This is a genomic window from Pseudomonas sp. 31-12 (assembly GCF_003151075.1).
GTDB lineage: Bacteria > Pseudomonadota > Gammaproteobacteria > Pseudomonadales > Pseudomonadaceae > Aquipseudomonas.
Genome location: NZ_CP029482.1, coordinates 6565947 through 6588500, shown reverse-complemented (window position 1 = coordinate 6588500; position 22554 = coordinate 6565947). Strand labels below are relative to the sequence as shown.

At 59.1% G+C, this 22554-nt stretch carries 17 protein-coding genes and 4 pseudogenes; 15 read left to right on the top strand and 6 right to left on the bottom strand.

The genetic code is table 11. The features are described from left to right. Positions 1 to 52: 52 nt before the first annotated feature. Both DJ564_RS31215 and DJ564_RS31210 read right to left on the bottom strand, forming a co-directional pair. Positions 53 to 1837 carry a GspE/PulE family protein gene (locus DJ564_RS31215; RefSeq protein ID WP_109635737.1) on the bottom strand — a complete coding sequence of 595 codons (1785 nt, stop codon included), beginning with the start codon at positions 1835 to 1837 and terminating at the stop codon, positions 53 to 55. 90 nt (positions 1838 to 1927) lie between these two features. Beyond that, positions 1928 to 2266 carry a hypothetical protein gene (locus DJ564_RS31210; RefSeq protein ID WP_109635735.1) on the bottom strand — a complete coding sequence of 113 codons (339 nt, stop codon included), beginning with the start codon at positions 2264 to 2266 and terminating at the stop codon, positions 1928 to 1930. 125 nt (positions 2267 to 2391) lie between these two features. Here DJ564_RS31210 and DJ564_RS31205 point away from each other — a divergent pair, with 125 nt between their 5' ends. Continuing rightward, entirely contained in the window at positions 2392 to 2856 is a 465-nt protein-coding gene (locus tag DJ564_RS31205) for an Lrp/AsnC family transcriptional regulator (RefSeq protein WP_109635733.1), read from the top strand. Positions 2857 to 2954: 98 nt separating this feature from the next. Here DJ564_RS31205 and DJ564_RS31200 read toward each other — a convergent pair whose 3' ends face one another. Continuing rightward, positions 2955 to 4322 carry an inorganic triphosphatase gene (locus tag DJ564_RS31200; RefSeq protein ID WP_109635732.1) on the bottom strand — a complete coding sequence of 456 codons (1368 nt, stop codon included), beginning with the start codon at positions 4320 to 4322 and terminating at the stop codon, positions 2955 to 2957. Positions 4323 to 4479: 157 nt separating this feature from the next. Between DJ564_RS31200 and argE the strand changes: the two genes are divergently transcribed. Then, the gene (argE, locus tag DJ564_RS31195; RefSeq protein ID WP_109635730.1) at positions 4480 to 5649 is read left to right on the top strand and encodes an acetylornithine deacetylase; all 1170 of its coding nucleotides are present in this window, start codon (positions 4480 to 4482) and stop codon (positions 5647 to 5649) included. A gap of 266 nt (positions 5650 to 5915) precedes the next feature. Next, the gene (argA, locus tag DJ564_RS31190; RefSeq protein ID WP_109635728.1) at positions 5916 to 7214 is read left to right on the top strand and encodes an amino-acid N-acetyltransferase; all 1299 of its coding nucleotides are present in this window, start codon (positions 5916 to 5918) and stop codon (positions 7212 to 7214) included. A 52-nt stretch (positions 7215 to 7266) separates the two neighbouring features. Here argA and DJ564_RS31185 read toward each other — a convergent pair. Beyond that, positions 7267 to 7923: pseudogene (locus tag DJ564_RS31185) on the bottom strand (hypothetical protein). Between the two features lie 362 nt (positions 7924 to 8285). On the opposite strand from DJ564_RS31185, the gene DJ564_RS31180 reads away from it, so the two are divergent. From DJ564_RS31180 to DJ564_RS31145, 9 genes and pseudogenes are all read left to right on the top strand, one after another. Beyond that, complete coding sequence (locus DJ564_RS31180) at positions 8286 to 9614, top strand: OprD family porin (protein WP_109635727.1); 1329 nt, start codon at positions 8286 to 8288, stop codon at positions 9612 to 9614. A gap of 388 nt (positions 9615 to 10002) precedes the next feature. Continuing rightward, complete coding sequence (locus DJ564_RS31175) at positions 10003 to 11346, top strand: OprD family porin (protein ID WP_109635725.1); 1344 nt, start codon at positions 10003 to 10005, stop codon at positions 11344 to 11346. 294 nt (positions 11347 to 11640) lie between these two features. After that, positions 11641 to 12279, top strand: a complete 639-nt coding sequence (locus DJ564_RS31170) for a peroxiredoxin (protein WP_109635724.1) — start codon at positions 11641 to 11643, stop codon at positions 12277 to 12279. 352 nt (positions 12280 to 12631) lie between these two features. Further along, positions 12632 to 13225: an NADPH-dependent FMN reductase gene (gene ssuE, locus DJ564_RS31165; protein WP_109635722.1), complete on the top strand. Its 594-nt coding sequence runs from the start codon at positions 12632 to 12634 to the stop codon at positions 13223 to 13225. Positions 13226 to 13315: 90 nt separating this feature from the next. After that, positions 13316 to 14275: pseudogene (locus DJ564_RS31160) on the top strand (sulfonate ABC transporter substrate-binding protein); the annotation flags it as partial. Beyond that, positions 14267 to 14785, top strand: a pseudogene (locus DJ564_RS32230) (LLM class flavin-dependent oxidoreductase); the annotation flags it as partial. The pseudogenes DJ564_RS31160 and DJ564_RS32230, both read left to right, overlap by 9 nt. Before the next feature lie 8 nt (positions 14786 to 14793). Further along, on the top strand, positions 14794 to 15576 hold the full coding sequence (ssuC, locus tag DJ564_RS31155) for an aliphatic sulfonate ABC transporter permease SsuC (RefSeq protein ID WP_109635719.1): 783 nt from the start codon (positions 14794 to 14796) through the stop codon (positions 15574 to 15576). Then, positions 15573 to 16379 carry an aliphatic sulfonates ABC transporter ATP-binding protein gene (ssuB, locus tag DJ564_RS31150; protein WP_109635717.1) on the top strand — a complete coding sequence of 269 codons (807 nt, stop codon included), beginning with the start codon at positions 15573 to 15575 and terminating at the stop codon, positions 16377 to 16379. The genes ssuC and ssuB overlap by 4 nt, the downstream gene beginning before the upstream one ends. 33 nt (positions 16380 to 16412) lie before the next feature. After that, positions 16413 to 16628 (top strand): molybdopterin-binding protein, encoded by a 216-nt coding sequence (locus DJ564_RS31145; RefSeq protein ID WP_003229256.1) that lies wholly within the window; start codon positions 16413 to 16415, stop codon positions 16626 to 16628. Positions 16629 to 16829: 201 nt separating this feature from the next. Here the strand turns inward: DJ564_RS31145 and DJ564_RS31140 are convergent, their stop codons facing one another. Both DJ564_RS31140 and DJ564_RS31135 read right to left on the bottom strand, forming a co-directional pair. Continuing rightward, on the bottom strand, positions 16830 to 17468 hold the full coding sequence (locus tag DJ564_RS31140; RefSeq protein WP_109635715.1) for a TetR/AcrR family transcriptional regulator: 639 nt from the start codon (positions 17466 to 17468) through the stop codon (positions 16830 to 16832). Positions 17469 to 17696: 228 nt separating this feature from the next. After that, on the bottom strand, positions 17697 to 19073 hold the full coding sequence (locus DJ564_RS31135) for a glutamine synthetase family protein (RefSeq protein ID WP_109635714.1): 1377 nt from the start codon (positions 19071 to 19073) through the stop codon (positions 17697 to 17699). 278 nt (positions 19074 to 19351) lie between these two features. Here DJ564_RS31135 and DJ564_RS31130 point away from each other — a divergent pair. From DJ564_RS31130 to DJ564_RS31120, 3 genes and pseudogenes are all read left to right on the top strand, one after another. After that, a pseudogene (locus DJ564_RS31130) lies at positions 19352 to 19666 on the top strand (gamma-glutamyl-gamma-aminobutyrate hydrolase family protein); the annotation flags it as partial. Positions 19667 to 19769: 103 nt separating this feature from the next. Beyond that, complete coding sequence (locus DJ564_RS31125; protein ID WP_017341357.1) at positions 19770 to 21128, top strand: glutamine synthetase family protein; 1359 nt, start codon at positions 19770 to 19772, stop codon at positions 21126 to 21128. A 58-nt stretch (positions 21129 to 21186) separates the two neighbouring features. Beyond that, positions 21187 to 22551, top strand: a complete 1365-nt coding sequence (locus DJ564_RS31120; RefSeq protein WP_109635710.1) for an aspartate aminotransferase family protein — start codon at positions 21187 to 21189, stop codon at positions 22549 to 22551. Positions 22552 to 22554 lie beyond the last annotated feature (3 nt).

The window sequence follows — 22554 nt, the reverse complement described above, 5'->3', positions numbered from 1 at the left end:
AACTACGGGGTTGGATCGCCATTTCCCCAATCCAGTTCCGTGATGGCCGCGCCTACTTTTGTTCGCTCTGCGGCGTCACTCGCAATACTTCCTCGATCGTCGTCAACCCGGCGGCCACTTTCTGCGCGCCCGATAATCGCAAACTGCGCATGCCTTCCTTGAACGCCTGACGCCGCACCGCCAGCAAATCAGTGTCGGGATTGATCAGCGCTTTTACGCCATCGGTCAGCTGCATGATTTCGTAGACCCCGGCGCGGCCGCGATAGCCGGTGTCGCGACATTCCAGACAGCCGATGGCGCGTTGGGCGTTGGTCGGCAGCGGCGCTTGCCAGGGTTTGGTCAGGGTTTGCCAATCTTCTTCGCTCAACGTCAGCGGTGCCTTGCAGTGAGGGCACAAGGTACGGACCAGGCGCTGGGCCATGACACCGAGTACCGTGGCCTTGATCAGGTAATGCGGCACGCCGAGTTCCAGCAGGCGGCTGATGGCGCTGGGCGCATCGTTGGTGTGCAAGGTCGAGAGTACCAAGTGACCGGTGAGCGCGGCCTGAATGGCCATTTCCGCGGTTTCGAGGTCGCGGATCTCGCCGATCATGATGATGTCTGGATCCTGCCGCATCAGCGCGCGCACGCCAGCGGCGAAGGTCAGGTCGATGTTGTGCTGGACCTGCATCTGGTTGAACGCCGGTTCGACCATCTCGATCGGGTCTTCGATGGTGCAGAGGTTGACCTCCGGCGTCGCCAGTTTCTTGAGCGTGGTGTACAGCGTGGTGGTTTTCCCGGAACCCGTCGGCCCGGTGACCAGAATGATGCCGTTGGGCTGGCGGGTCATGTCCTGCCAGCGCCGCAGGTCTTCGGCGGAGAAGCCCAGCTGATCGAAATCCTTGAGCAGCACCTCCGGGTCGAAGATCCGCATGACCATTTTTTCGCCGAACGCCGTCGGCAAGGTCGACAGCCGCAACTCGACTTCGCCGCCGTCCGGGGTCTTGGTCTTTACCCGACCATCCTGGGGTTTGCGCTTTTCCGCGACGTTCATCCGCCCGAGGCTTTTCAGGCGGCTGACGATCGCCATCGTCACCTGCGGCGGGAATTGATAGACGTTGTGCAGCACACCGTCGATGCGAAAGCGCACTGTGCCTTGCTCGCGCCGGGGTTCGATGTGGATATCACTGGCGCGCTGCTGAAACGCGTACTGGAACAACCAGTCGACGATGTTGACGATGTGCGCGTCGTTGGCATCTGGCTCCTGATCGCTGGCGCCGAGGTTGAGCAGTTGCTCGAAGTTGCCCAGATTGCTGGCCTGCTGATCGTTGTTGGTTGCCCCGCTGACCGATTTGGCCAGCCGGAAAAACTCGACGCTGAAGCGCTGGATGTCTACCGGGTTGGCCACTACGCGTTTGATTGGCAGCTTCAACACGTGGGTCAGGTCAGCTTCCCAGCCGTTGACGTAAGGCTGGGCGCTGGCCACGGTCACCGCGTCTCGGTCGATGGACACCGCCAGAATCTTGTGGCGCTGGGCGAAGGCGTAGGACATCAGCGGCGTGATGGCCGCGACGTTGATCTTCAGCGGATCGATGCGCAAGTACGGCTGGCCGGCCTGCTGCGACAGCCACAGGGTCAGGCTTTCCAGATCCAGATGTTTGCCGGGACGACTAAGGTCGTCCAGGTGCTGGCTGGCGATGAATTCCAGGGGATGCATCTGGCCATTGGCGGCATGCCGGCGGCGGGCATTGAGCGCGTGTTCGGCCGAGTCCTGGCTGATAAAGCCCTGGGCGACCAGTTCACGCAGCAAATCATTGAGATCCAGCCAGCGGTCCTGAATGGCAAGTTGAACGGACATGCGGGCTCCTCATGAACAACAGTTCGCAAAGGATAGTCGCGGACCCACCGACCGTTGGGCCACTACCCGACGAAGCCGTGTCGAGGTTTGTCAGCCTGCCGCCTGAGCCGGCTCATTCCACGCCGAATCAGCGGCTTGCAGCTCTACGGAAAAAACGCTGATCAGGTTACGTAATTTGTCCGCAATCACTTCGGCCCGATGCCAGCTCAGCCCGTCCATGACGATGTCGATCGACATCAGATCGTCCATCCGTTGCGCGCTGACCTGCTGCGGCGTCAGTAACTGTAAGGCGAACAGGTTGAGCGTCCGGCACAGCAGGTCCGGCTCGGCTTCGGCCAACAGTTGGTAATGAACGCGGCAGTGCGCGTTGCCGGCGTTCCAGACATCGGCGCGGGCGGGCGAGGTGTTCAGGGCTTCCAGGTGCGGCATGGTCGGTCTCCAAATCAATGGAGAAATTTTTACATTCGCTGCCGGGCATTTCTTATCTATGATTGAGTCTATTGGCTATTTTTCGAATTGTTTGATTCGGCTGGCTATCAATTACGGGTTTATTTATGCATAGCGAGCTGGATAGCTACGATCGCAAGATTCTCGCGTTGCTGCAGGAAGACGCTTCGCTCTCCAGCGCGCAGATCGCCGAACAGGTGGGGCTTTCCCAGTCGCCGTGCTGGCGGCGGATTCAGCGGATGAAGGAGGAGGGGATCATTCGGGGGCAGGTGACGTTGCTTGACCGGAAGAAAATCGGCCTGAACACGCAGATATTTGCCGAGATCAAACTCAACGCGCACGGGCGCTCGAACTTCACCGAGTTCACCGAGGCGATTCGCGGCTTTCCCGAAGTGCTGGAATGTTATGTGTTGATGGGGTCGGTGGATTTCTTGCTGCGCATTGTCACCGCGGACATTGAGGCGTATGAGCGGTTTTTCTTTGAGAAGCTGTCGATGGTGCCGGGGATTCAGGAAGTGAACTCGATTGTGGCGTTGTCGGAGATCAAGTCGACGACGAGTTTGCCGGTCTGAAGTTTTGCGGTGAATGTGCTGGCCTCATCGCTAGCAGGCTAGCTCCCACAGGGGAACGCATTCCAACTGTGGGAGCCAGCCTGCTGGCGATGGCGGTCTTACATGCGCAGCAACATTTTCCAGGCACGATTCTGATAAACCGCAATCGCCTGCTGCTTGCGCGCATCCAGCGATTCATCGGTGATCGGCTCGTTAGCCAATTGCGCCAGTTGCTTCAGCTCACCGTACAGGCGATCCATTTCCGGGATGTCCAACACATTGCGAGCGTGATGCAGCCAGGCCTGGATGCGCTCGATACGCGGCAGTTGCTCGGCCAAATCTTCCGGCTGTTGCTGATAACGCTGCAATTGCAGGGACGTCGCTTCTTCACCGAGCAAGCGCGGCAACCAGCTACCCAACTGCGCAGCGCCCTGGCGATTGCCACGGACGTTGCGATCAGCCGCCCAGGTGCGGGCCAGCAACCAACGTGAAGTGTTCAGGGAGAACAGGCCCCAGCGCGGGTCTTCCAGTTCTTCGAGGAACTGCTCCGGCGCGGCTTTGCGCACGTCTTCGTCGTCGATACCTGCCTGAACCAGCGGGCGCCAGTCTTCAAGCAAGGCATCCAGAGCAACGCGTAGATCATGAGTCGACTGACGCGGTGCGGCCTGGCCCAGGCTGCTGAGCAAGGCGCGCAACTCAGCGAGGTTCTCGACCCAGTCCTGCAACAGGCGCCAGTGGCCGTTGAAGCGATACTGTTCGGCCAGACGCTGGCTGCTGCTCAGCAAGTGCCAGCTCAGCGCGGCGAATGCATCATCCAGCGGCGTTTCAGCGGTGATTTGCGGCGCAGGCAGGCTCAATGAGTAACTGTTGGCGTCGTACAAGCGATAACCCCGCTCGGCCTTGCTGATGTCACACGGCATCAGGGCCAGGGTCGCAGCCAGTTCGGCGGCCAGTTCCAGCAGGGCAGCCGGCTCGCCTTCGCGCAGTTCCAGTTCCAGCTCGCAGATTTCTTCTTTCTGCTTGCCGACCACCACGTGGCCCAGGTCCAGCGCGGCTTCGATGACCACTTTGGTCTTGCCACGGCCCCAGGCGATTTCAGCACGTTCGCGAACGAAATCGGTGGTGAAGATCGGTTTCAGGGTTTTCTTGTCCAGCTCGGCCAATTCTTCTGGCCAGCATTCACCGTCGAGTTTTTTCACGTCGAGCTTGGCTTTGGGCAGGTTCCAGTCGTATTCGTTACGCTCTGACAGACCGGCGACGCTCTGGCCGCGGGTCTTGAGGGTTTGAATCACTTCTTCGCCATCCTTGCGCAAGCGCAGGGCAACCTTGGCGCGGGCCAGGTCGCGCTCAGGCGTGTCGAAGTACTGGTTCATCAACTCACGGCGTTCCCAGCCACTTTTGTTGCGTTTTTTCAGGAGCGGGTGCTCGCGCAGGGCAGCGAGGGTTTCGCGGCTGACGCGGAGTTTGATTTCGGTTTCTTTCTGCATGGCCGGAAAATCCAGGATCGGGAGCGCAGCCGGGGGAAATGTGTGGCTGCCAAGGCCGTGCAGTGTACAGGACTGACCGACACTGCGCGCCGCGGCGGTTTATTCCTGTCGCCAGATGGTTCTATGATGGTCTTCAATTCGCGAGTGGGAGTCAGCGATGCCTTTGCCGTCCATGAAAGATCAGTTCGCTGCGCTGATTGCCGCGCCGTCGGTCAGCTGTACCCAGCCCAGCCTTGATCAATCCAATCGACCGGTCATCGACTTGCTGGCGACGTGGCTCGGTGACCTGGGTTTTGCCTGCGACATCCAGCAGGTCAGCCCCGGCAAATTCAACTTGCTCGCCAGTTTCGGTTCCGGCCCCGGTGGCCTGGTGCTCGCCGGGCATAGCGATACGGTGCCGTTCGATGGCGCGTTGTGGCAGACCGATCCGCTGAAGCTGACCGAAGTCGATGGCCGTTGGGTGGGCCTGGGCAGTTGCGACATGAAAGGCTTTTTTGCTCTGGCTATCGAAGCAGTGATTCCGCTGCTCGATCAGCCGTTCAAACAGCCGCTGCTGATCCTCGCCACCTGCGATGAAGAAAGCTCGATGTCCGGTGCTCGCGCCCTGGCTGAGGCCGGCCGTCCGCTGGGGCGTGCGGCGGTAATAGGCGAGCCGACCGGGCTGAAGCCGATCCGCATGCACAAAGGCATCATGATGGAACGCATCGACATCCTCGGTCAGAGCGGTCATTCCTCGGACCCGCGCCTGGGCCACAGCGCCCTCGAAGCCATGCACGATGCCATCGGCGAACTACGTGGCCTGCGCCTGTTGTGGCAGCGTGAATTCCGTAATCCACAGTTTGGTGTGCCGACGCCGACCATGAATTTCGGCTGCATCCATGGCGGCGACAACCCCAACCGAATCTGTGGCCAATGCTCGCTGGAGTTCGACTTGCGGCCATTGCCAGGCATGGACCCTGCAGCGCTGCGTTCGGCCATTCTGCAGAGGCTCAACCCGATTGCCGAACGCCATCAGGTGAAGATCAGCTACGCGCCGCTGTTCCCTGAAGTGCCGCCGTTCGAGCAAGACGAAGACGCGGAATTGGTCCGGGTGGCTGAAAAGCTGACCGGCCATCTCGCCGAAGCAGTGGCGTTCGGCACCGAAGCGCCTTATCTTCAGCGTCTTGGCTGCGAAACACTGGTGCTGGGCCCAGGCGACATCGCCTGTGCGCACCAACCGGGGGAATACCTCGAAATGTCACGTTTGCAGCCTACCGTGCATCTATTACGACAATTGATTGAACATTACTGCCTGACACCGGCCAAATCGCCCATGCCAGTCGGTTGAACGAACTTCATGTGGGAGCGGGCTTGCTCGCGAAAGCAGTGTGTCAGGCACATCAATTGCGACTGACACTCCGCTTTCGCGAGCAAGCCCGCTCCCACAGGTTCTATGTCTTGACTGACTAAACGGTTTAAATTGCCAGTGTCCCAACCCGTATTCATGAGGAGAGCTCGCGTGTCGCCAAGCCTGTTCCGACGATAACCATCAGCCCGCTGTGCGTTTTCAGTTTCGCCCATTATTTGGCTGCTATTTATTACAGGCCCAGGTTCATGCCCGAATACGTTAATTGGCTTCGTCACGCTTCGCCTTACATCAATGCCCACCGCGACTGCACCTTCGTCGTCATGCTGCCCGGCGACGGCGTGGAGCATCCGAATTTCGGCAATATCGTCCACGACCTGGTGCTGTTGCACAGCCTCGGCGTGCGGCTGGTGCTGGTTCATGGTTCCCGCCCACAAATCGAAACCCGCCTCGCGGCGCGTGGCCTGACCCCGCATTACCACCACGGGATGCGCATCACCGATGCCGCGACCCTGGAATGTGTGATCGATGCGGTCGGCCAACTGCGCATCGCCATTGAAGCGCGGCTGTCGATGGACATGGCCTCGTCGCCGATGCAGGGCTCGCGCCTGCGGGTAGCCGGCGGCAACCTGGTGACGGCGCGGCCGATCGGCGTGCTGGAAGGCGTCGACTATCACCACACCGGCGAAGTACGCCGGGTCGACCGCAAGGGCATCAATCGCCTGTTGGACGAGCGCTCCATCGTGCTGCTGTCGCCATTGGGTTACTCGCCGACCGGTGAGATCTTCAATCTCGCCTGCGAAGACGTCGCCACGCGCGCGGCCATTGACCTGGGCGCGGACAAACTGCTGCTGTTTGGCGCGGACCTGGGCCTGATCGATGAAAACGGTCGGCTGGTTCGCGAGCTGCGTCCGCAACAAGTCCCGGCGCATTTGCAACGCCTGGGCAGCAACTATCAGGCGGAGCTGCTGGATGCGGCGGCTGAAGCGTGCCGGGGCGGCGTGGCGCGCAGCCATATCGTCAGCTACGCCGAAGACGGCGCGCTGCTGACCGAACTGTTCACCCGCGACGGTGGCGGTACGCTGGTGGCGCAGGAGCAATTCGAGATTGTGCGCGAAGCGGCCATCGAAGATGTCGGTGGTTTGCTGGACCTGATCAGCCCGCTGGAAGAGCAGGGGATTCTGGTGCGTCGTTCCCGCGAGGTGCTGGAGCGTGAGATCGAGCAGTTCAGCGTGGTGGAACGCGAAGGCATGATCATTGCCTGTGCGGCGCTGTATCAGATCGCCGATTCGGACGCTGGCGAGCTGGCCTGTCTGGCGGTGAACCCGGAATACCGCCATGGCGGTCGCGGTGATGAGTTGCTGGAGCGCATCGAGACCCGCGCCCGGGCTCAGGGCCTGAAAACCTTGTTCGTGCTGACGACCCGGACCGCTCACTGGTTCCGCGAGCGTGGGTTTGTGCCGAGCAGCGTGGAGCGCCTGCCGTCGGCGCGGGCGTCGCTGTACAACTATCAGCGTAATTCGAAGATCTTCGAAAAAGCCCTGTAAGTGAGGGCTGTTGTGGCGAGGGGATAAATCCCCTCGCCACAGTATTTTGCGTTTATTTCTGTATGAACTTCGCGCTGACATAAGGCGAATAATCCGGCAGCACCGTCTCTATCTTCCCTTGCTCCTTCAAGAACTTCGCCGTCTCGCCAATCGCCTTGGCCGTGCCACCGTCCAGCAGCGCGGTGGTCTGTTGGGCCTTGGCATCCGGGAAAACAGAACCGGCCAGCAATTCGGGCACGTCGGCAATGGCACCGGTCAATTTTGCGATTTTCTGCACCGGCACCGAGTCAGCCGTCCAGCTGTCTTTATGCGCCGCATAGTCGGCGAACGAGTCACAACGTCCGGATGCTTCTCGGCGTAATCCTTACGCGCCACCCACACCTCGAACGTCGGCGCGCCCCACTGACCCACTTGTGCGGCGTCGGTCAGCGTCTTGCCGGTCTTGCCGGTCTTGCGAATCTCCCCCAGTGCCGGCGATCAGACAAACGCGCCATCAATGTCGCCACGCTTCCACGCCGCTGTTGAAACGACACCAGTCGATTTTCTTGCCTATGGTCTTTTCGTAGACCCCATCGGCTTGGGGGATTTTGCTGGGATCGATGCCGGTTTGATAGCCGACCGTGAGGTTCGCCGCTTGCGCGCTGAGCGAACATAAAGCCGATACACAAACTGTAACAATTGGTCTGGATAGTGCGCGTTTGGTCGTCATGGCATCGCCTTTCGGTAGGGGATTGTTTCCGAATTGCGTCAAAGCTAATCGATCTAAAAAAAGGCAAAAAAATACCTTTTAGGAATTAGTTTGTGAGTCGACCGCTCTGGCCCGGGACGACGAATGGCAGTGAGCTAAATTCCTAAAAGGTATGAAAAAAGAATAGACCAATTCTTTTTGGGTTTATGACGAACTCATGACCCTGCAAGGACCACAACACCGGGGATTAGACCATGGTCGTAGACACACATAGTTACGATTGACTTGTGGGTCACGGTCTGGCGCTAATCGCGAATCTTAGGATCCGGGGCATTCGACCCAGGGCCAGGAACACAAGAATTAGAAACGAGAGGAGCTAAACAATGAACAAGTCCACCTTGGCCCTGGCCGTGGCCGTAGGGGTATTGGCGCAGCAGGCAGGCGCCGCGGGTTTCATCGAAGACAGCAAGGCTTCTGTCAGTTCCCGAACCATGTATTACAACGCGGACACCCGTGAAGGGACTGCAAACGATCAGCGAGAAACCGCTGAAGGCCTGAAGTTCGATTTCCTGTCTGGCTTCACGCAAGGTGTTGTTGGATTTGGTTTCGACGCCCAGGCACTCGTCGGCATCCATCTGGACGGTGGCCGCGGTCATCACCCGGACAGCAACACATTCTTCCCAAGCGATTCCGATGGTTCGGCATCGGACCCGTGGAGCCGCGTGGCAGGTAACGTCAAGGCGCGCTTCTCGAAGACCGAGGCTCACCTGGGTGGCGCTCTGCAACCGAACATGCCGATTCTGGTCGCGAACGACAGCCGTCTGCTGCCACAGACCTTTGAAGGTGGCACCATCACCTCGAAGGAAATCGACAACTTCACCTTCAACGTGGGCCAGTTCGAGCACGCAGCGGGTCGCGCCTCGTCCAACACCACCGGCCTGGCAGTGGCGGGCGGTACCGAGGAAAGCAACAAATTCCGTTACGCCGGTGCGGACTGGAAGGTCACCAAAGACCTCACCCTGCAGTACTACTACGCGAACCTGGAAGACTACTACAAGCAGAACTTCCTTGGCCTGGTACACGTCTTCCCGATTAGCGCCAACCAGTCCTTCAAGACTGACCTGCGCTATTTCGACAGCAGCTCCGACGGCAAGAACGGCGATGCGGGCTATCGGTTCAATAACAACGGTGGTTTCGCCAAGAACCCGGGCGAGGTCGATAACAAGACCTGGAGCGCCATGTTCACCTATACCCTGGGTGCCAACGCCTTCCTGCTCGGCCATCAGCGTGTCAGCGATGACGGTGGCTTCGTCTATCTGAACCAGGGCAACGTGGTCGACAGCAACGGTCGCAACGAAGGCGCAGGGGGCACGAGCTTCTACCTGTTCACCGACGCCATGGTTAACGGCTTCGTCCGTGCCGGTGAGAACACCACCTTCGGTCAGTACACCTACGACTTCGCCTCTCTTGGTGTTCCTGGCCTGAAAGCCTCGGCCGCCTACTTGCGCGGCGATAACATCAAAGCTACCAACGGCGTGGGTAAAGACCAGACCGAGTGGGAACGCGACCTGCGTGTGGATTACGTGATCCAGACGGGCGCGCTAAAAGGCTTCGGCACGACGTTGCGTCACGGTACCTACCGTGGCGATACCAACATCTCTGCTCAAGATCAGACCCGTCTGATCTTCAACTACACCTACCAGTTCCTGTAAGCCAGAAACCCAAAAAACCTCGCCTGCTGGCGAGGTTTTTTTTGCGCGTTTTTTGATATTCCAATCAGATCTTAGATAGTAATTTATTATTCTTTTTGGTTTTTAACCCGGAGGCCTAAAGTGGCTCGCCTACTCGCCGATACCCTGTGTCCCGGCGCGAGTAGTAGCACGAAGCTATATAGCGAAATGGCATGAAAAATAATGAAATAAATATTTTTCGGTTTTACCATGCGCGCCCCAAATCACAGCGGGTAGCCGACGACCGTAGACGTGCATGGTTACGTTCACATGCGGTCTGGCGCTAACCGCGCATCTCAGGATCCAGGGCAAACGACCCAGGACCAGAAACATAAGAAATTAGAAATTAGAAACGATAGGAGCGAAACAAATGAACAAGTCCACCTTGGCCCTGGCTGTGGCCGTAGGGGTTTTGGCGCAGCAGGCAAGCGCCGCCGGTTTCATCGAAGACAGCAAAGCCACTCTGGGTCTGCGTAACTTCTACATCAACACCGATAACCGTGATGGTCCGGGCGCGAACAAGAACGAAGAATGGGGCCAAGGCTTCGACCTGCGCTTCATCTCCGGTTACACCCAAGGCACCGTCGGCTTCGGTATCGATGCCATCGGCCTGCTGGGCGTGCGTCTGGATTCGGGCGGTGGCACTAACGGTGCGAGCAATAACTCGTATGGCGGCACTGTTTTTCCAAGCAAGTCCAACGGCGAAGCGGTTGATAACTTCTCCAGCCTGGGCCTGACTGCAAAAGCCAAAATCTCCCAGACCGAACTGAAACTGGGCACGCTGCAGCCAAAAAACCCGGTTATCGTGACCAACGACGGTCGTCTGTTGCCACAAACCTGGCAGGGTGGCCAGATCACTTCTGGCGAGATCAAGGACCTGACTCTGGTCGGCGGCCAGATCGAATCCGTGAAAGGGCGTAACTCCAGCAACAACGAACAGCTGAGCATCGGCGGTGCCAACTCACGTACCGTGAGTGGCCGCGACAGCAATAAGTTCATCTATGCCGGTGGTGATTACAAAATCACCAAAGACCTGACCGCGCAGTACTACTACGGCAACCTGGAAGACTTCTACAAGCAACACTTCCTGGGTCTGGTGCACAACTGGGCAATCGGTCCAGGCGTGTTGAAGTCCGACTTGCGCTACTTCAACAGCTCTGATGACGGTGCCAACGGGCACGACCCGCTGTACTACAGCTCCGGCAACTACAGCAGCACGTCCAGTGGTAAAGGCAAGGTCGACAACAACCTGTACAGCGGCCTGTTCCTGTACACCGTTGCCGGTCACACCTTCGGTGGCGGCTATCAGGTCAGCAACGGCAGCAGCGACTTCCCTTGGTTGAACCAGGGCGACGGCTCGTCGAACTACACCATCACCGACATGCAGATCCAGAAGTTCGGCCGTGCCGGCGAACGTACCTGGCAAGCTCGCTACTCGTTCGACTTCGCCAAAGTCGGCGTGCCTGGCTTGACCGCCGGTATGGTTTACCTGCGTGGCGACGATATCGACACCAACCGCACCTCTACTGCTGCAGCCGGTAACAACAGCACCGAGTGGGAACGCGACCTGACTGTCGGTTACGTCGTACCGGAAGGCCCGTTGAAGAACGTTGGCTTCATGTGGAAGAACGCTACCTGGCGCACCAACATCCCGGGCGTTCGCTCCCAGGATGAAAACCGCCTGATCCTCAGCTACTCGATCCCGCTGTTGTAATAGCGCTCGCGTAACTGATGTAAAAAAGCCCCGCCCGGCATCTCGCCGGGCGGGGCTTTTTGCGTTTTCAAGGCGAGGTCACCCCCGTAATCCCGCCTCAAAAACGCCCCTCTTTGCAGCAACTCAAGGCCTTCTCGAACCTTGTTGGCGATGTTCGTCCTGATGTGCCCGCAGGTCCAGTGAACAGATATTTAATATTCATTATCGTTCTAAACAAATCGATATTTATTCTTTTTATTCCATAAGGAACGCAGGCACAGTTGAGCTCAACACGCACTCATCAGGAGCAGCACCATGAGCCTCAGACTGGGCGATATCGCCCCCGACTTCGAACAGGATTCCAGCGCCGGCACCCTCCGTTTTCACGAATGGCTGGGCGATAGCTGGGGCGTGCTGTTTTCCCATCCGGCGGACTTCACGCCGGTGTGCACCACCGAACTGGGTTTCACTGCGAAACTCAAGGATGAATTCGCCCGGCGCGGTGTGAAAGCCATCGCCCTGTCCGTGGACCCGGTGGACTCGCACCACAGGTGGATCGAAGACATCAATGAAACCCAGAACACGGTCGTCAATTTCCCGATCCTGGCCGACGCGGACCGCAAGGTCTCGGACCTCTACGACCTGATCCATCCCAACGCCAACGACACCCTGACCGTGCGCTCGCTGTTCGTGATCGACCCGAACAAAAAGGTTCGGCTGACCATCACCTACCCGGCGAGTACCGGGCGTAATTTCCACGAGATCCTGCGGGTGATCGATTCGCTGCAACTCACCGACAACTACAAAGTGGCCACCCCGGCCAACTGGCAGGACGGTGATGAAGTGGTGATCGTGCCGTCGCTTAAGGACGAAGACGAAATCAAGAAACGCTTTCCCAAGGGTTATCGTGCGGTGAAGCCTTACCTGCGCCTGACGCCGCAACCCAACAGGTAAGCGTTTTCGGTGTGGCTGAAATAGCTATCGCGGGCAAGCCCGCTCCCACAGGGTTTGGGTCTGCCACACAACTTTGATCCTCTCGAATCCACTGTGGGAGCGGGCTTGCCCGCGATAACGAACTATCAGGCGCCGCCAAATTCAAAGTGAACCGCATCCACAAAGCAGGGGATTTCAGGCCGTTTCGACGGCCTTTTTTTATGGCCGGAGATCAGCGTTCCTTATATCTCTATAAGGAATAACCAAATGAATAAATATGATTTATGGATATAGCAATCACCTGCTAAGGTCACCTCCATCAACGCGAGATCGCAAACCGCGAATCGCCAACACCGTTCAAGGAATCATCTGAATGCTGGTCGTCTCACTCGGTGGCAGTCCCAGCCAACGCTCCCGTTCCGGGGTGCTGCTGGATCGCTCCCAACGCTGGTTGCAAGCGCAAGGCGTGGAAGTGGTGAGTTACCAGGTGCGGGACTTCCCGGCCGAAGACTTGCTGCATGCCCGCTTCAACAGCCCGAAGGTGATCGACCTGCTGCAACAGATTGAAAACGCCGACGGCCTGTTGATCGCCACTCCGGTCTATAAGGCGTCGTTCTCCGGCGCACTGAAAACCGTGCTGGACCTGCTGCCCGAGCGCGCGTTGGACCACAAGGTGGTTTTGCCCATGGCCACCGGCGGCAGCATCGCCCACATGCTGGCGGTGGATTACGCGCTCAAGCCGGTGTTGTCGGCGCTGAAAGCCCAAGAGATGTTGCACGGGATTTTCGCGGTAGACAGCCAGATCGCTTACGCCGAAGGCAGCGCCCAGGCGCAGCTGGCGCCAGAGCTGGAACAACGACTGAATGAATCGTTGGAGCTGTTTTTCAGCGCCATGGCCCGACGGCCCAAGCCGCTCGATCCGAACCTGTTGAACGAACGTTTGTTGAGCGCTCGATGGAGCATTTAAGCCTTACCCGCATTTGCTTCACTCCACCTTACTCAGCCGCCAACGGCCAAGCAGGTGCAGCCAAAACCCAACTGCAAAAAGGAGAGCGCCATGCGCACTGTCATTTTGCGTCGTGGTCTGGTCGCTCTGTTTGCAGCGGCTGTCACCTTCGGCGCCATTACTCAAGCTCAAGCGCTTTCTTCCCATGAAGGCGTCCTGCGAATCGGTTATCAGAAGTACGGCACCCTGGTGCTGCTCAAAGCCAAAGGCACGTTGGAAAAACGCCTCGCCGCCCAAGGCGTGGACGTGCAATGGACTGAATTCCCCGGCGGCCCGCAGCTGCTTGAAGGCTTGAACGTCGGCTCCATCGACTTCGGCGTTACCGGCGAAACCCCACCAGTATTTGCTCAAGCCGCTGGCGCCGATTTGCTCTACGTCGCCTACGAACCGCCCGCGCCCCACAGCGAAGCGATCCTGGTGCCGAAGGACTCGCCGATCAAAACGGTGCAGGGCCTCAAGGGCAAGAAAGTCGTCCTGAACAAAGGCTCCAACGTTCACTACTTGCTGGTGCGTGCGCTGGAAGACGCCGGCCTCAAATACACCGACATCCAGACCGTATTCCTGCCGCCGGCCGATGCCCGCGCCGCGTTCGAACGGGGCAGCGTCGATGCCTGGGTCATCTGGGACCCGTACCAGGCTGCCGCCGAACAGCAACTGCAAGCGCGCACCCTGCGCGATGGCCAGGGCATCGTCGACAACCACCAGTTCTACCTTGCGACCAAGCCTTACGCACAGAAAAATCCTGAGGTGATCAAGACCCTCGTGGAAGAAGTGCGCGCCGTCGGCGAGTGGTCCAAGGCCAATCCCGAAGACGTGACCAAACAGGTTTCGCCACTGCTCGGCTTGCCGGCGGACATCACCCTGATCTCGATGAAACGCCAGGGTTACGGCGCGTTGTTCCTCACGCCTGAAGTGGTCGCCGCCCAACAGAAAATCGCCGACAGCTTCTACCAGCTCAAGCTGATTCCAAAGCAGTTGAGCATCAAAGACGTGATCTGGACGCCACCGGCCGCCGTTGCCGAGAAAATTGAACAAGTGCGCACCAAAGCGGCGAAGCTCGATCGCACCGTGCGCTTCGGTATTCGCTTGCACGTGATCGTCCGCGAAACCAATGCCGAAGCCTGGCAAGCGGCGGATCGGCTGATCTCCCATCTGGACGACGAAACCATCGCCCGTGCCCAGGCCCCGCTGGCGCGCTTCGATTCGGTCGGCCAGCAACGCATGGCCGCGCTGCATGGCGGCAGCCGCGACAACCTGGAAGTCAGCCCCAACCTGTGGGCCGGTGTCGGCCTGGTGCGTGGCGGTGCCGGTACGGCGCTGGTGGGCGATGGTCCGACCGAGGCGGCTCGCGTGAAGGAATACGCAGACCTGGGCATCGATACGTTCATCTTCTCCGGTTATCCACACCTGGAAGAGTCGTACCGCGTTGCGCAATTGCTGTTCCCGCACCTCGACATCGAACGTCCGGAGCTGCCCCAAGGCGCCAACGACATTCTTCCCAAAGCCGCGTCCCGGAGCTGAGGCGCGCCATGAAGAGAATTATTCACAACCTCGCGCCCTGGGCGTTGCCGGTGTTGCTGCTGGCAGTGTGGCAGTTGTCGGTGTCGGCGGGCTGGTTGTCGACACGGATTCTACCGGCGCCGATCGCGGTCATCGAGGCCGGCGTGAGCCTGGTGCGCAGCGGTGAAATCTGGACGCACCTGGCAATCAGCGGCTGGCGTGCCGCGCTGGGCTTCACCATCGGTGGCAGCGTCGGCCTGGCCTTGGGCTTCATCACCGGCCTGTCGAAATGGGGCGAACGCTTGCTCGACAGTTCGGTGCAGATGATCCGCAACGTGCCGCATCTGGCGCTGATTCCGCTGGTGATCCTGTGGTTCGGCATCGATGAGTCGGCGAAGGTTTTCCTGGTGGCGCTGGGCACGCTGTTCCCGATTTACCTCAACACCTATCACGGCATCCGCAGCGTCGATCCGGCGTTGGTGGAAATGTCGCGCAGCTATGGCTTGTCCGGTTTCAGCCTGTTTCGTCAGGTGATTCTGCCGGGTGCGCTGCCTTCGATTCTGGTTGGCGTGCGTTTCGCATTGGGCTTCATGTGGCTGACGCTGATCGTCGCGGAAACCATTTCCGCCAGCTCCGGCATTGGCTACCTGGCGATGAATGCCCGGGAGTTCTTGCAGACCGACGTGGTGGTGCTGGCGATCCTGATGTACGCCGTGCTCGGCAAACTCGCCGACCTCGCGGCCCGTGGACTTGAACGTGTGTGGCTGCGCTGGCATCCGGCGTATCAGGTTGCCAAAGGAGGTGCCGCATGACAGCTCAACAACCTCCACGCCTGCTGCGCGGAATTCCGCTGGTGGTGCGCAAGCTGCAAAAGACCTTTGGTTCGCGGCAGGTGTTGCGTGAGATCGATCTGCACATTCCGGCCGGTCAGTTTGTCGCCGTGGTCGGTCGCAGTGGCTGCGGCAAAAGTACCTTGCTGCGGCTGCTCGCCGGCCTCGACAAACCCACTGGCGGTGAATTGCTCGCTGGCTCCGCGCCACTGAGCGATGCCCGGGAAGACACCCGGTTGATGTTCCAGGAAGCGCGTCTGCTGCCGTGGAAAAAGGTTATCGACAACGTGGGTCTCGGGCTCAAGGGCAACTGGCGGCCACAAGCGCTGGAAGCCTTGGAATCGGTGGGCCTGGCGGATCGCGCCAATGAGTGGCCCGCCGCATTGTCCGGTGGCCAGAAGCAACGGGTGGCCCTGGCCCGCGCGCTGATCCATCAACCGCGCTTGCTGTTGCTCGACGAACCCCTGGGCGCGCTGGATGCCCTGACCCGAATTGAAATGCAGCAACTGATCGAACGCCTCTGGCAGAAGCACGGTTTCACCGTGTTGCTGGTGACGCATGACGTCAGTGAAGCGGTGGCGATTGCCGATCGGGTGATCCTGATCGAAGAGGGCGAAGTCGGCCTCGACCTGCATGTTGAGTTGCCACGCCCTCGGGTCCGCGGCTCCCATCGGCTGGCGGCGCTGGAAACCGAAGTACTCAATCGCGTGCTCGCACTGCCCGGCCAACCGCCGGAACCGGAACCTGTTTCACCCTTGCCTACGCAGTTGCGCTGGGCTCAATAACTCAAGTTTTATCCAACGACAGGAATCAACATCATGACTATCAAGGCCATCAACGTTCGTAACCAGTTCAAAGGCTCGATCAAGGAAATCGTATTGGGCGACGTGCTGTCGGAAATCGATGTTCAGACCGCTTCCGGCATCGTCACTTCGGTGATCACCACCCGTTCAGTGAAAGAGCTGGAACTGGTGGTCGGCAGCGAAGTGATTGCGTTTGTGAAATCCACCGAAGTGTCGATCGCCAAGTTGTAAGGGCGTGGACTGCGAACAACCCCGGAGGACGTGAGTCCTTCGGGGTTTTTTATGCGTGTGAATCAGTGAATTTGGCGGTGCGGCCTTCGCGAGCAAGCCCGCTCCCACAAGGATCTCCAGGGAACGCAGATTTTGTGAGCGACAAATAAACCTGTGGGAGCGGGCTTGCCCGCGAAGAGGCCAGTAAGGTCAACAAAGATCTCAGGCTGGGATACTGCGCTTCGGCAAATACGGCGGCAGATAAAGCCCCAGATACGCATCAAACACCCGCATCCCTTCCTCAGCCATGCGCGGCGTAATCTGCCCATGCTGCTGCACCGAGCGCGCATACACCCGATCTCCAAGCTCCATCGCCAGCGCGAACACATCGACATCGCTTGGCAACTTCGGCAGTTCGAAGTGATGATCGAACAGCTTGTGCATCAGGTCGCCGAGTTCGATGTCGTGCTGGCGGTCGGCCTGGGTGACTTCGGTCAGCCCGTGCTGGGCGAGGATCAGTTGGCGGGCGGCAGCATCTTCGCCGTAGATGTCGAGCATGCGCTGCTCGACGATTCGCGACAGGTCGCGCCAGCCGCTGAGGGCGTTGTGGTCGATGGGTGCTTGCAGGCAGGCGCGGAACGCGGCGTGGACGTCGGCCGTCAGGGCTTCGAGCAGCGCCGGGACGCTGGCGAAGAAATGGTAGACGGAGGAGGGCGGGATCTCCGCGCGCTCGGCGACGCTGTAGATCGACAGACTGGCCACGCCTTCGGCCGCCAGCAGCGTGCGGGCGGCATCGAGTATCGAATCGATCCGGGCCTGGCTGCGGGCGCGGGGTTTGCGAACGGTGGCGGTGCGCGTCATTGGAGTCCTCCTGCGGGGCAGGGGGCATTGTACGAGCAGGCATCTATGTTGTCTGCCCGGCCGCCATCGCTAGCAGGCTAGCTCCCACAGAGATTTTCGGTGTACACAGAATTTATGTTCACTGGAGATCAACTGTGGGAGCTAGCCTGCTAGCGATCCGCCGAAGGCGGCCATAAAAAAACGCCGCATGCCTTATCAGCCTGCGGCGTTTGTTTTTACTGCAACCGCTTAAACGGTATGCAGGTACCAGTTGTACTCAAGGTCGGAGATGGAGTGTTCAAACTCCTCCAGCTCGCTTTCCTTACAAGCCACAAAGATATCGATGTATTTCGGATCGATGTACTTGGCCATGACTTCGCTGTCGTCCAGCTCGCGCAGTGCATCGCGCAGGTTGTTCGGCAGGCTCTGCTCGTTCTGCTCGTAGGAGTTGCCTTCCACGGGCGCGCCCGGCTCGATCTTGTTGGTCAGGCCGTGATGCACGCCTGCCAGAACCGAAGCCATCAACAGATACGGGTTGGCGTCGGCGCCGGCCACACGGTGTTCGATGCGCACGGCATCGGCGGCACCGGTCGGCACGCGGATCGCTACGGTACGGTTGTCCAGGCCCCAGCACGGCGAGTTCGGCACGTAGAACTGTGCGCCGAAACGACGGTAGGAGTTGACGTTCGGGCAGAGGAAAGCCATCTGCGCCGGTAGGGTCTCGAGCACACCGCCGATCGCGTGACGCAGTGCGGCGTTCTGCTCGGGATCCTCGCTGGCAAAAATGTTTTTGCCTTCTTTATCAAGAATCGAAATGTGCACATGCAGACCATTACCCGCCTGGCCTGGATAAGGCTTGGCCATGAAGGTGGTGTCCATCTCATGGTCGTAGGCGATGTTCTTGATCAGGCGCTTGAGCAGGACCGCGTAGTCGCAGGCCTTGATCGGGTCGGCCACGTGGTGCAGGTTCACTTCGAACTGCGCCGGGGCACTTTCCTTGACGATTGCATCGGCAGGGATGCCTTGCTCCTTCGCACCTTCCAGAATGTCCTGGAGGCAGTCGACGTATTCGTCGAGGTCGTCGATCAGGTAAACCTGGGTCGAATGCGGGCGTTTGCCGGATACCGGCGAGCGTGGCGGTTGCGGACGACCGTTCACGTTCTCCTGGTCGATCAGGTAGAACTCCAGTTCGAACGCGGCACAGATGGTCAGGCCCATCTCGTCGAACTTGCGAACTACATTGGCCAGCACTTCTCGCGGGTCGGCAAAGAACGGCTGGCCTTCGAGTTCGTGCATGGTCATCAACAGTTGCGCGGTAGGGCGCTTCTGCCAGGGCTCATTGCACAGGGTGTCAGGGATTGGATAGCAGATTCGGTCAGCATCGCCGATGTCCAGGCCCAGGCCGGTGCTTTCCACCGTCGAGCCATTGATATCCAGAGCAAATAGAGAGGCCGGCAGGTTGATGCCTTTCTCGTAAACCTTGTGGAGGCTGGTGCGTTCAATGCGCTTGCCGCGCACCACACCATTCATATCCGCAATCAGAAGGTCAACGTACAGAACCTCAGGATGTTCCTTAAGGAACGCGTTCGCTTCGTTAAGCTGAACGGCACGCGGGGGTACCGACATGATGCAACACCTTTGTTGTTAAAAATATCAATCATTGATCTCTTCGGGTTTCAGTCAACCCGAACGGCATGCCGAAGTCAAGCGAGGCCTTTTTTGCCCTAAAAAAGCGCCCGTAGGGCTTTTTTGAGGCAGTTTGGGGCGTTTTTATGCCTTTGAGCGCTTTAGCGCCCGCGAGCTTGAGCGGGCCGTGTTGTATTTTTTACGGGGGTGTTGTGTAAAAAAATGAACAAGGCTAAGCTCGATTCAAACCCATAACAGCAATAATACCGGGGTGCTTCATGTCTCGCCTGCCGTTAATCGGCGTCGCCATCTGCTCAAGGCAGATCGGTCTGCATGCTTATCACATCAGTGGCGATCGTTGCGTTCACGCCAAGGCAAGCGTTGCCAAAGGCGTGATGTCGACTCTTCCTTCCCCGGTGAATCTGCTGTCCCCGTCCGATATTCTGGACGGTCTGCACGACATTCTCTTTACTGGCTCTCTTTCCAATATAGAACCGTTTCGCCCTGGCAGCCCGACCAACGCGTCGGCTTCTGCCCATGATTCTGCACGTTCCACTACGCTCTCGCTGACCCGCGCCATTACCCGAGTGGGTAGTTGCGCGCGGACACTGCAGTGGCAATCTGTATCACGCGACGCCCATGCGTCAAACAACGCCTGACTTATAAGAGTCAGGAAACTCAGCCTAAGAGGCATTTATGAGTAACAACCTCGACCAGCTCACCGATTGGTTGAAAGACCACAAGATCACAGAAGTCGAATGCATGATCGCCGACTTGACCGGGATCACCCGGGGCAAGATTTCGCCGACCAACAAGTTCATTGCTGAAAAAGGCATGCGCCTGCCCGAGAGCGTTCTGTTGCAGACCGTGACCGGCGACTATGTCGAAGACGACATCTATTACGAACTGCTCGACCCGGCCGACATCGACATGATTTGCCGCCCCGACCAGAACGCCGTTTACCTTGTGCCTTGGTCGATCGAGCCGACCGCCCAGGTGATCCACGACACCTACGACAAGCAGGGCAACCCGATCGAGCTGTCGCCGCGCAACGTGCTCAAGAAGGTCCTGAAACTCTATGCCGACAAAGGCTGGCAGCCCATTGTCGCGCCGGAAATGGAGTTTTACCTGACCAAGCGCAGTGACGACCCGGACTACCCGCTGCAACCGCCGATTGGCCGTTCCGGGCGCCCGGAAATCGGTCGTCAGTCGTTCTCCATTGAAGCCGCGAACGAATTCGATCCGCTGTTCGAGGACGTCTATGACTGGTGCGAATTGCAGGAGCTGGACCTCGACACGCTAATCCACGAGGACGGCACGGCGCAGATGGAAATCAACTTCCGTCACGGCGATGCCCTGTCCCTGGCCGACCAGATCCTGATCTTCAAACGCACCATGCGCGAAGCCGCACTCAAGCACGACGTGGCGGCCACCTTCATGGCCAAGCCCATGACCGGCGAGCCGGGCAGCGCGATGCACTTGCACCAGAGCATCATCGACATCGAAACCGGCAAGAACGTCTTCTCCAATGAAGACGGGACCATGAGCCAACTGTTCCTGCACCACATCGGTGGTTTGCAGAAGCTGATTCCCGAGTTGTTGCCGCTGTTCGCACCCAACGTCAACTCGTTCCGCCGCTTCCTGCCGGACACCTCGGCGCCGGTGAACGTGGAGTGGGGCGAAGAGAACCGTACCGTGGGCCTGCGGGTTCCGGATGCCGGGCCGCAGAACCGTCGGGTGGAAAACCGCTTGCCGGGCGCCGACGCCAACCCGTACCTGGCGATTGCCGCGAGCCTGCTCTGCGGTTACATCGGCATGGTCGAAGGCTTGAACCCGAGTGCGCCGGTGGTGGGGCGTGGCTATGAACGCCGCAACCTGCGCCTGCCACTGACCATCGAAGACGCGCTGGAACGTATGGAAAACAGCGCGACCATCGAGAAATACCTGGGCAAGAAATTCATCACTGGCTACGTCGCGGTCAAGCGGGCCGAGCATGAAAACTTCAAGCGCGTGATCAGTTCGTGGGAGCGGGAATTCCTGCTCTTCGCCGTCTGATGCGCCGGGCGCCGCTGCACTTGGCGGCGCCCTTCACCGAAATCTTAGGAGAATTCGCATGACCAGCAACAACCCGCAAACCCGTGAATGGCAAACCCTGAGCAACGATCACCACCTGGCCCCGTTCAGCGACTTCAAGCAGCTGAAAGAGAAAGGCCCGCGGATCATCACCAACGCCAAGGGCGTTTACCTCTGGGACAGCGAAGGCAACAAGATCCTCGACGGCATGGCCGGCCTGTGGTGCGTAGCGATCGGCTACGGTCGCGATGAGCTGGCGGATGCCGCCAGCAAGCAAATGCGCGAACTGCCTTACTACAACCTGTTCTTCCAGACCGCCCACCCGCCGGTGCTCGAATTGGCCAAGGCCATCGCCGACATCGCACCGGAAGGCATGAACCATGTGTTCTTCACCGGTTCCGGGTCCGAAGGCAACGACACCATGCTGCGTATGGTTCGCCACTATTGGGCGATCAAGGGCCAGCCGAAGAAGAAAGTCATCATCAGCCGCAAGAACGGCTATCACGGTTCCACCGTGGCCGGCGCGAGCCTGGGTGGCATGACCTACATGCACGAACAGGGCGACTTGCCGATCCCGGGCATCGTCCACATCGCCCAGCCTTACTGGTTCAGTGAAGGCGGCGACATGACACCGGAAGAGTTCGGTGTGTGGGCGGCCAATCAGCTGGAAGAGAAGATTCTGGAAATCGGCGTGGACAACGTCGGTGCCTTTATTGCCGAACCGATCCAGGGCGCCGGCGGCGTGATCATTCCGCCAGAGACCTACTGGCCGCGCATCAAGGAAATCCTCGCCAAGTACGACATTCTGTTCGTGGCAGACGAAGTGATCTGTGGTTTCGGCCGCACCGGTGAGTGGTTCGGTTCAGATTTCTACGACCTCAAGCCCGACATGATGACCATAGCCAAAGGCCTCACTTCCGGCTACATCCCGATGGGTGGCCTGATTGTGCGTGACGAAGTGGTCGCGGTGCTCAACGAAGGTGGCGATTTCAACCACGGCTTCACTTATTCCGGTCACCCGGTGGCCGCTGCGGTGGCGCTGGAAAACATCCGCATCCTGCGCGAAGAAAAAATTATCGAGCGCGTCCATGCCGAAACGGCACCGTATTTGCAGAAACGCTTGCGGGAACTGAACGATCACCCGTTGGTGGGGGAAGTGCGTGGTGTCGGTCTGTTGGGGGCCATTGAACTGGTTCAGGACAAGGCCACTCGCAAGCGTTACGAAGGCAAGGGCGTCGGCATGATCTGCCGCACGTTCTGCTTCGACAACGGCCTGATCATGCGTGCCGTGGGGGACACCATGATCATTGCTCCGCCGCTGGTGATTACCAAGGCTGAAATCGATGAGCTGGTGACCAAGGCACGCAAGTGCCTGGACCTGACCCTGAGTGCGTTGCAGGGCTAAGTG

Bases quoted from the DNA above. Each gene is read 5' to 3' on its own strand.
- DJ564_RS31215 (WP_109635737.1), bottom strand. From the start codon at position 1,837: ATGTCCGTTCAACTTGCCATTCAGGACCGCTGGCTGGATCTCAATGAT.
- DJ564_RS31210 (WP_109635735.1), bottom strand. From the start codon at position 2,266: ATGCCGCACCTGGAAGCCCTGAACACCTCGCCCGCCCGCGCCGATGTC.
- DJ564_RS31205 (WP_109635733.1), top strand. From the start codon at position 2,392: ATGCATAGCGAGCTGGATAGCTACGATCGCAAGATTCTCGCGTTGCTG.
- DJ564_RS31200 (WP_109635732.1), bottom strand. From the start codon at position 4,322: ATGCAGAAAGAAACCGAAATCAAACTCCGCGTCAGCCGCGAAACCCTC.
- argE (WP_109635730.1), top strand. From the start codon at position 4,480: ATGCCTTTGCCGTCCATGAAAGATCAGTTCGCTGCGCTGATTGCCGCG.
- argA (WP_109635728.1), top strand. From the start codon at position 5,916: ATGCCCGAATACGTTAATTGGCTTCGTCACGCTTCGCCTTACATCAAT.
- DJ564_RS31180 (WP_109635727.1), top strand. From the start codon at position 8,286: ATGAACAAGTCCACCTTGGCCCTGGCCGTGGCCGTAGGGGTATTGGCG.
- DJ564_RS31175 (WP_109635725.1), top strand. From the start codon at position 10,003: ATGAACAAGTCCACCTTGGCCCTGGCTGTGGCCGTAGGGGTTTTGGCG.
- DJ564_RS31170 (WP_109635724.1), top strand. From the start codon at position 11,641: ATGAGCCTCAGACTGGGCGATATCGCCCCCGACTTCGAACAGGATTCC.
- ssuE (WP_109635722.1), top strand. From the start codon at position 12,632: ATGCTGGTCGTCTCACTCGGTGGCAGTCCCAGCCAACGCTCCCGTTCC.
- ssuC (WP_109635719.1), top strand. From the start codon at position 14,794: ATGAAGAGAATTATTCACAACCTCGCGCCCTGGGCGTTGCCGGTGTTG.
- ssuB (WP_109635717.1), top strand. From the start codon at position 15,573: ATGACAGCTCAACAACCTCCACGCCTGCTGCGCGGAATTCCGCTGGTG.
- DJ564_RS31145 (WP_003229256.1), top strand. From the start codon at position 16,413: ATGACTATCAAGGCCATCAACGTTCGTAACCAGTTCAAAGGCTCGATC.
- DJ564_RS31140 (WP_109635715.1), bottom strand. From the start codon at position 17,468: ATGACGCGCACCGCCACCGTTCGCAAACCCCGCGCCCGCAGCCAGGCC.
- DJ564_RS31135 (WP_109635714.1), bottom strand. From the start codon at position 19,073: ATGTCGGTACCCCCGCGTGCCGTTCAGCTTAACGAAGCGAACGCGTTC.
- DJ564_RS31125 (WP_017341357.1), top strand. From the start codon at position 19,770: ATGAGTAACAACCTCGACCAGCTCACCGATTGGTTGAAAGACCACAAG.
- DJ564_RS31120 (WP_109635710.1), top strand. From the start codon at position 21,187: ATGACCAGCAACAACCCGCAAACCCGTGAATGGCAAACCCTGAGCAAC.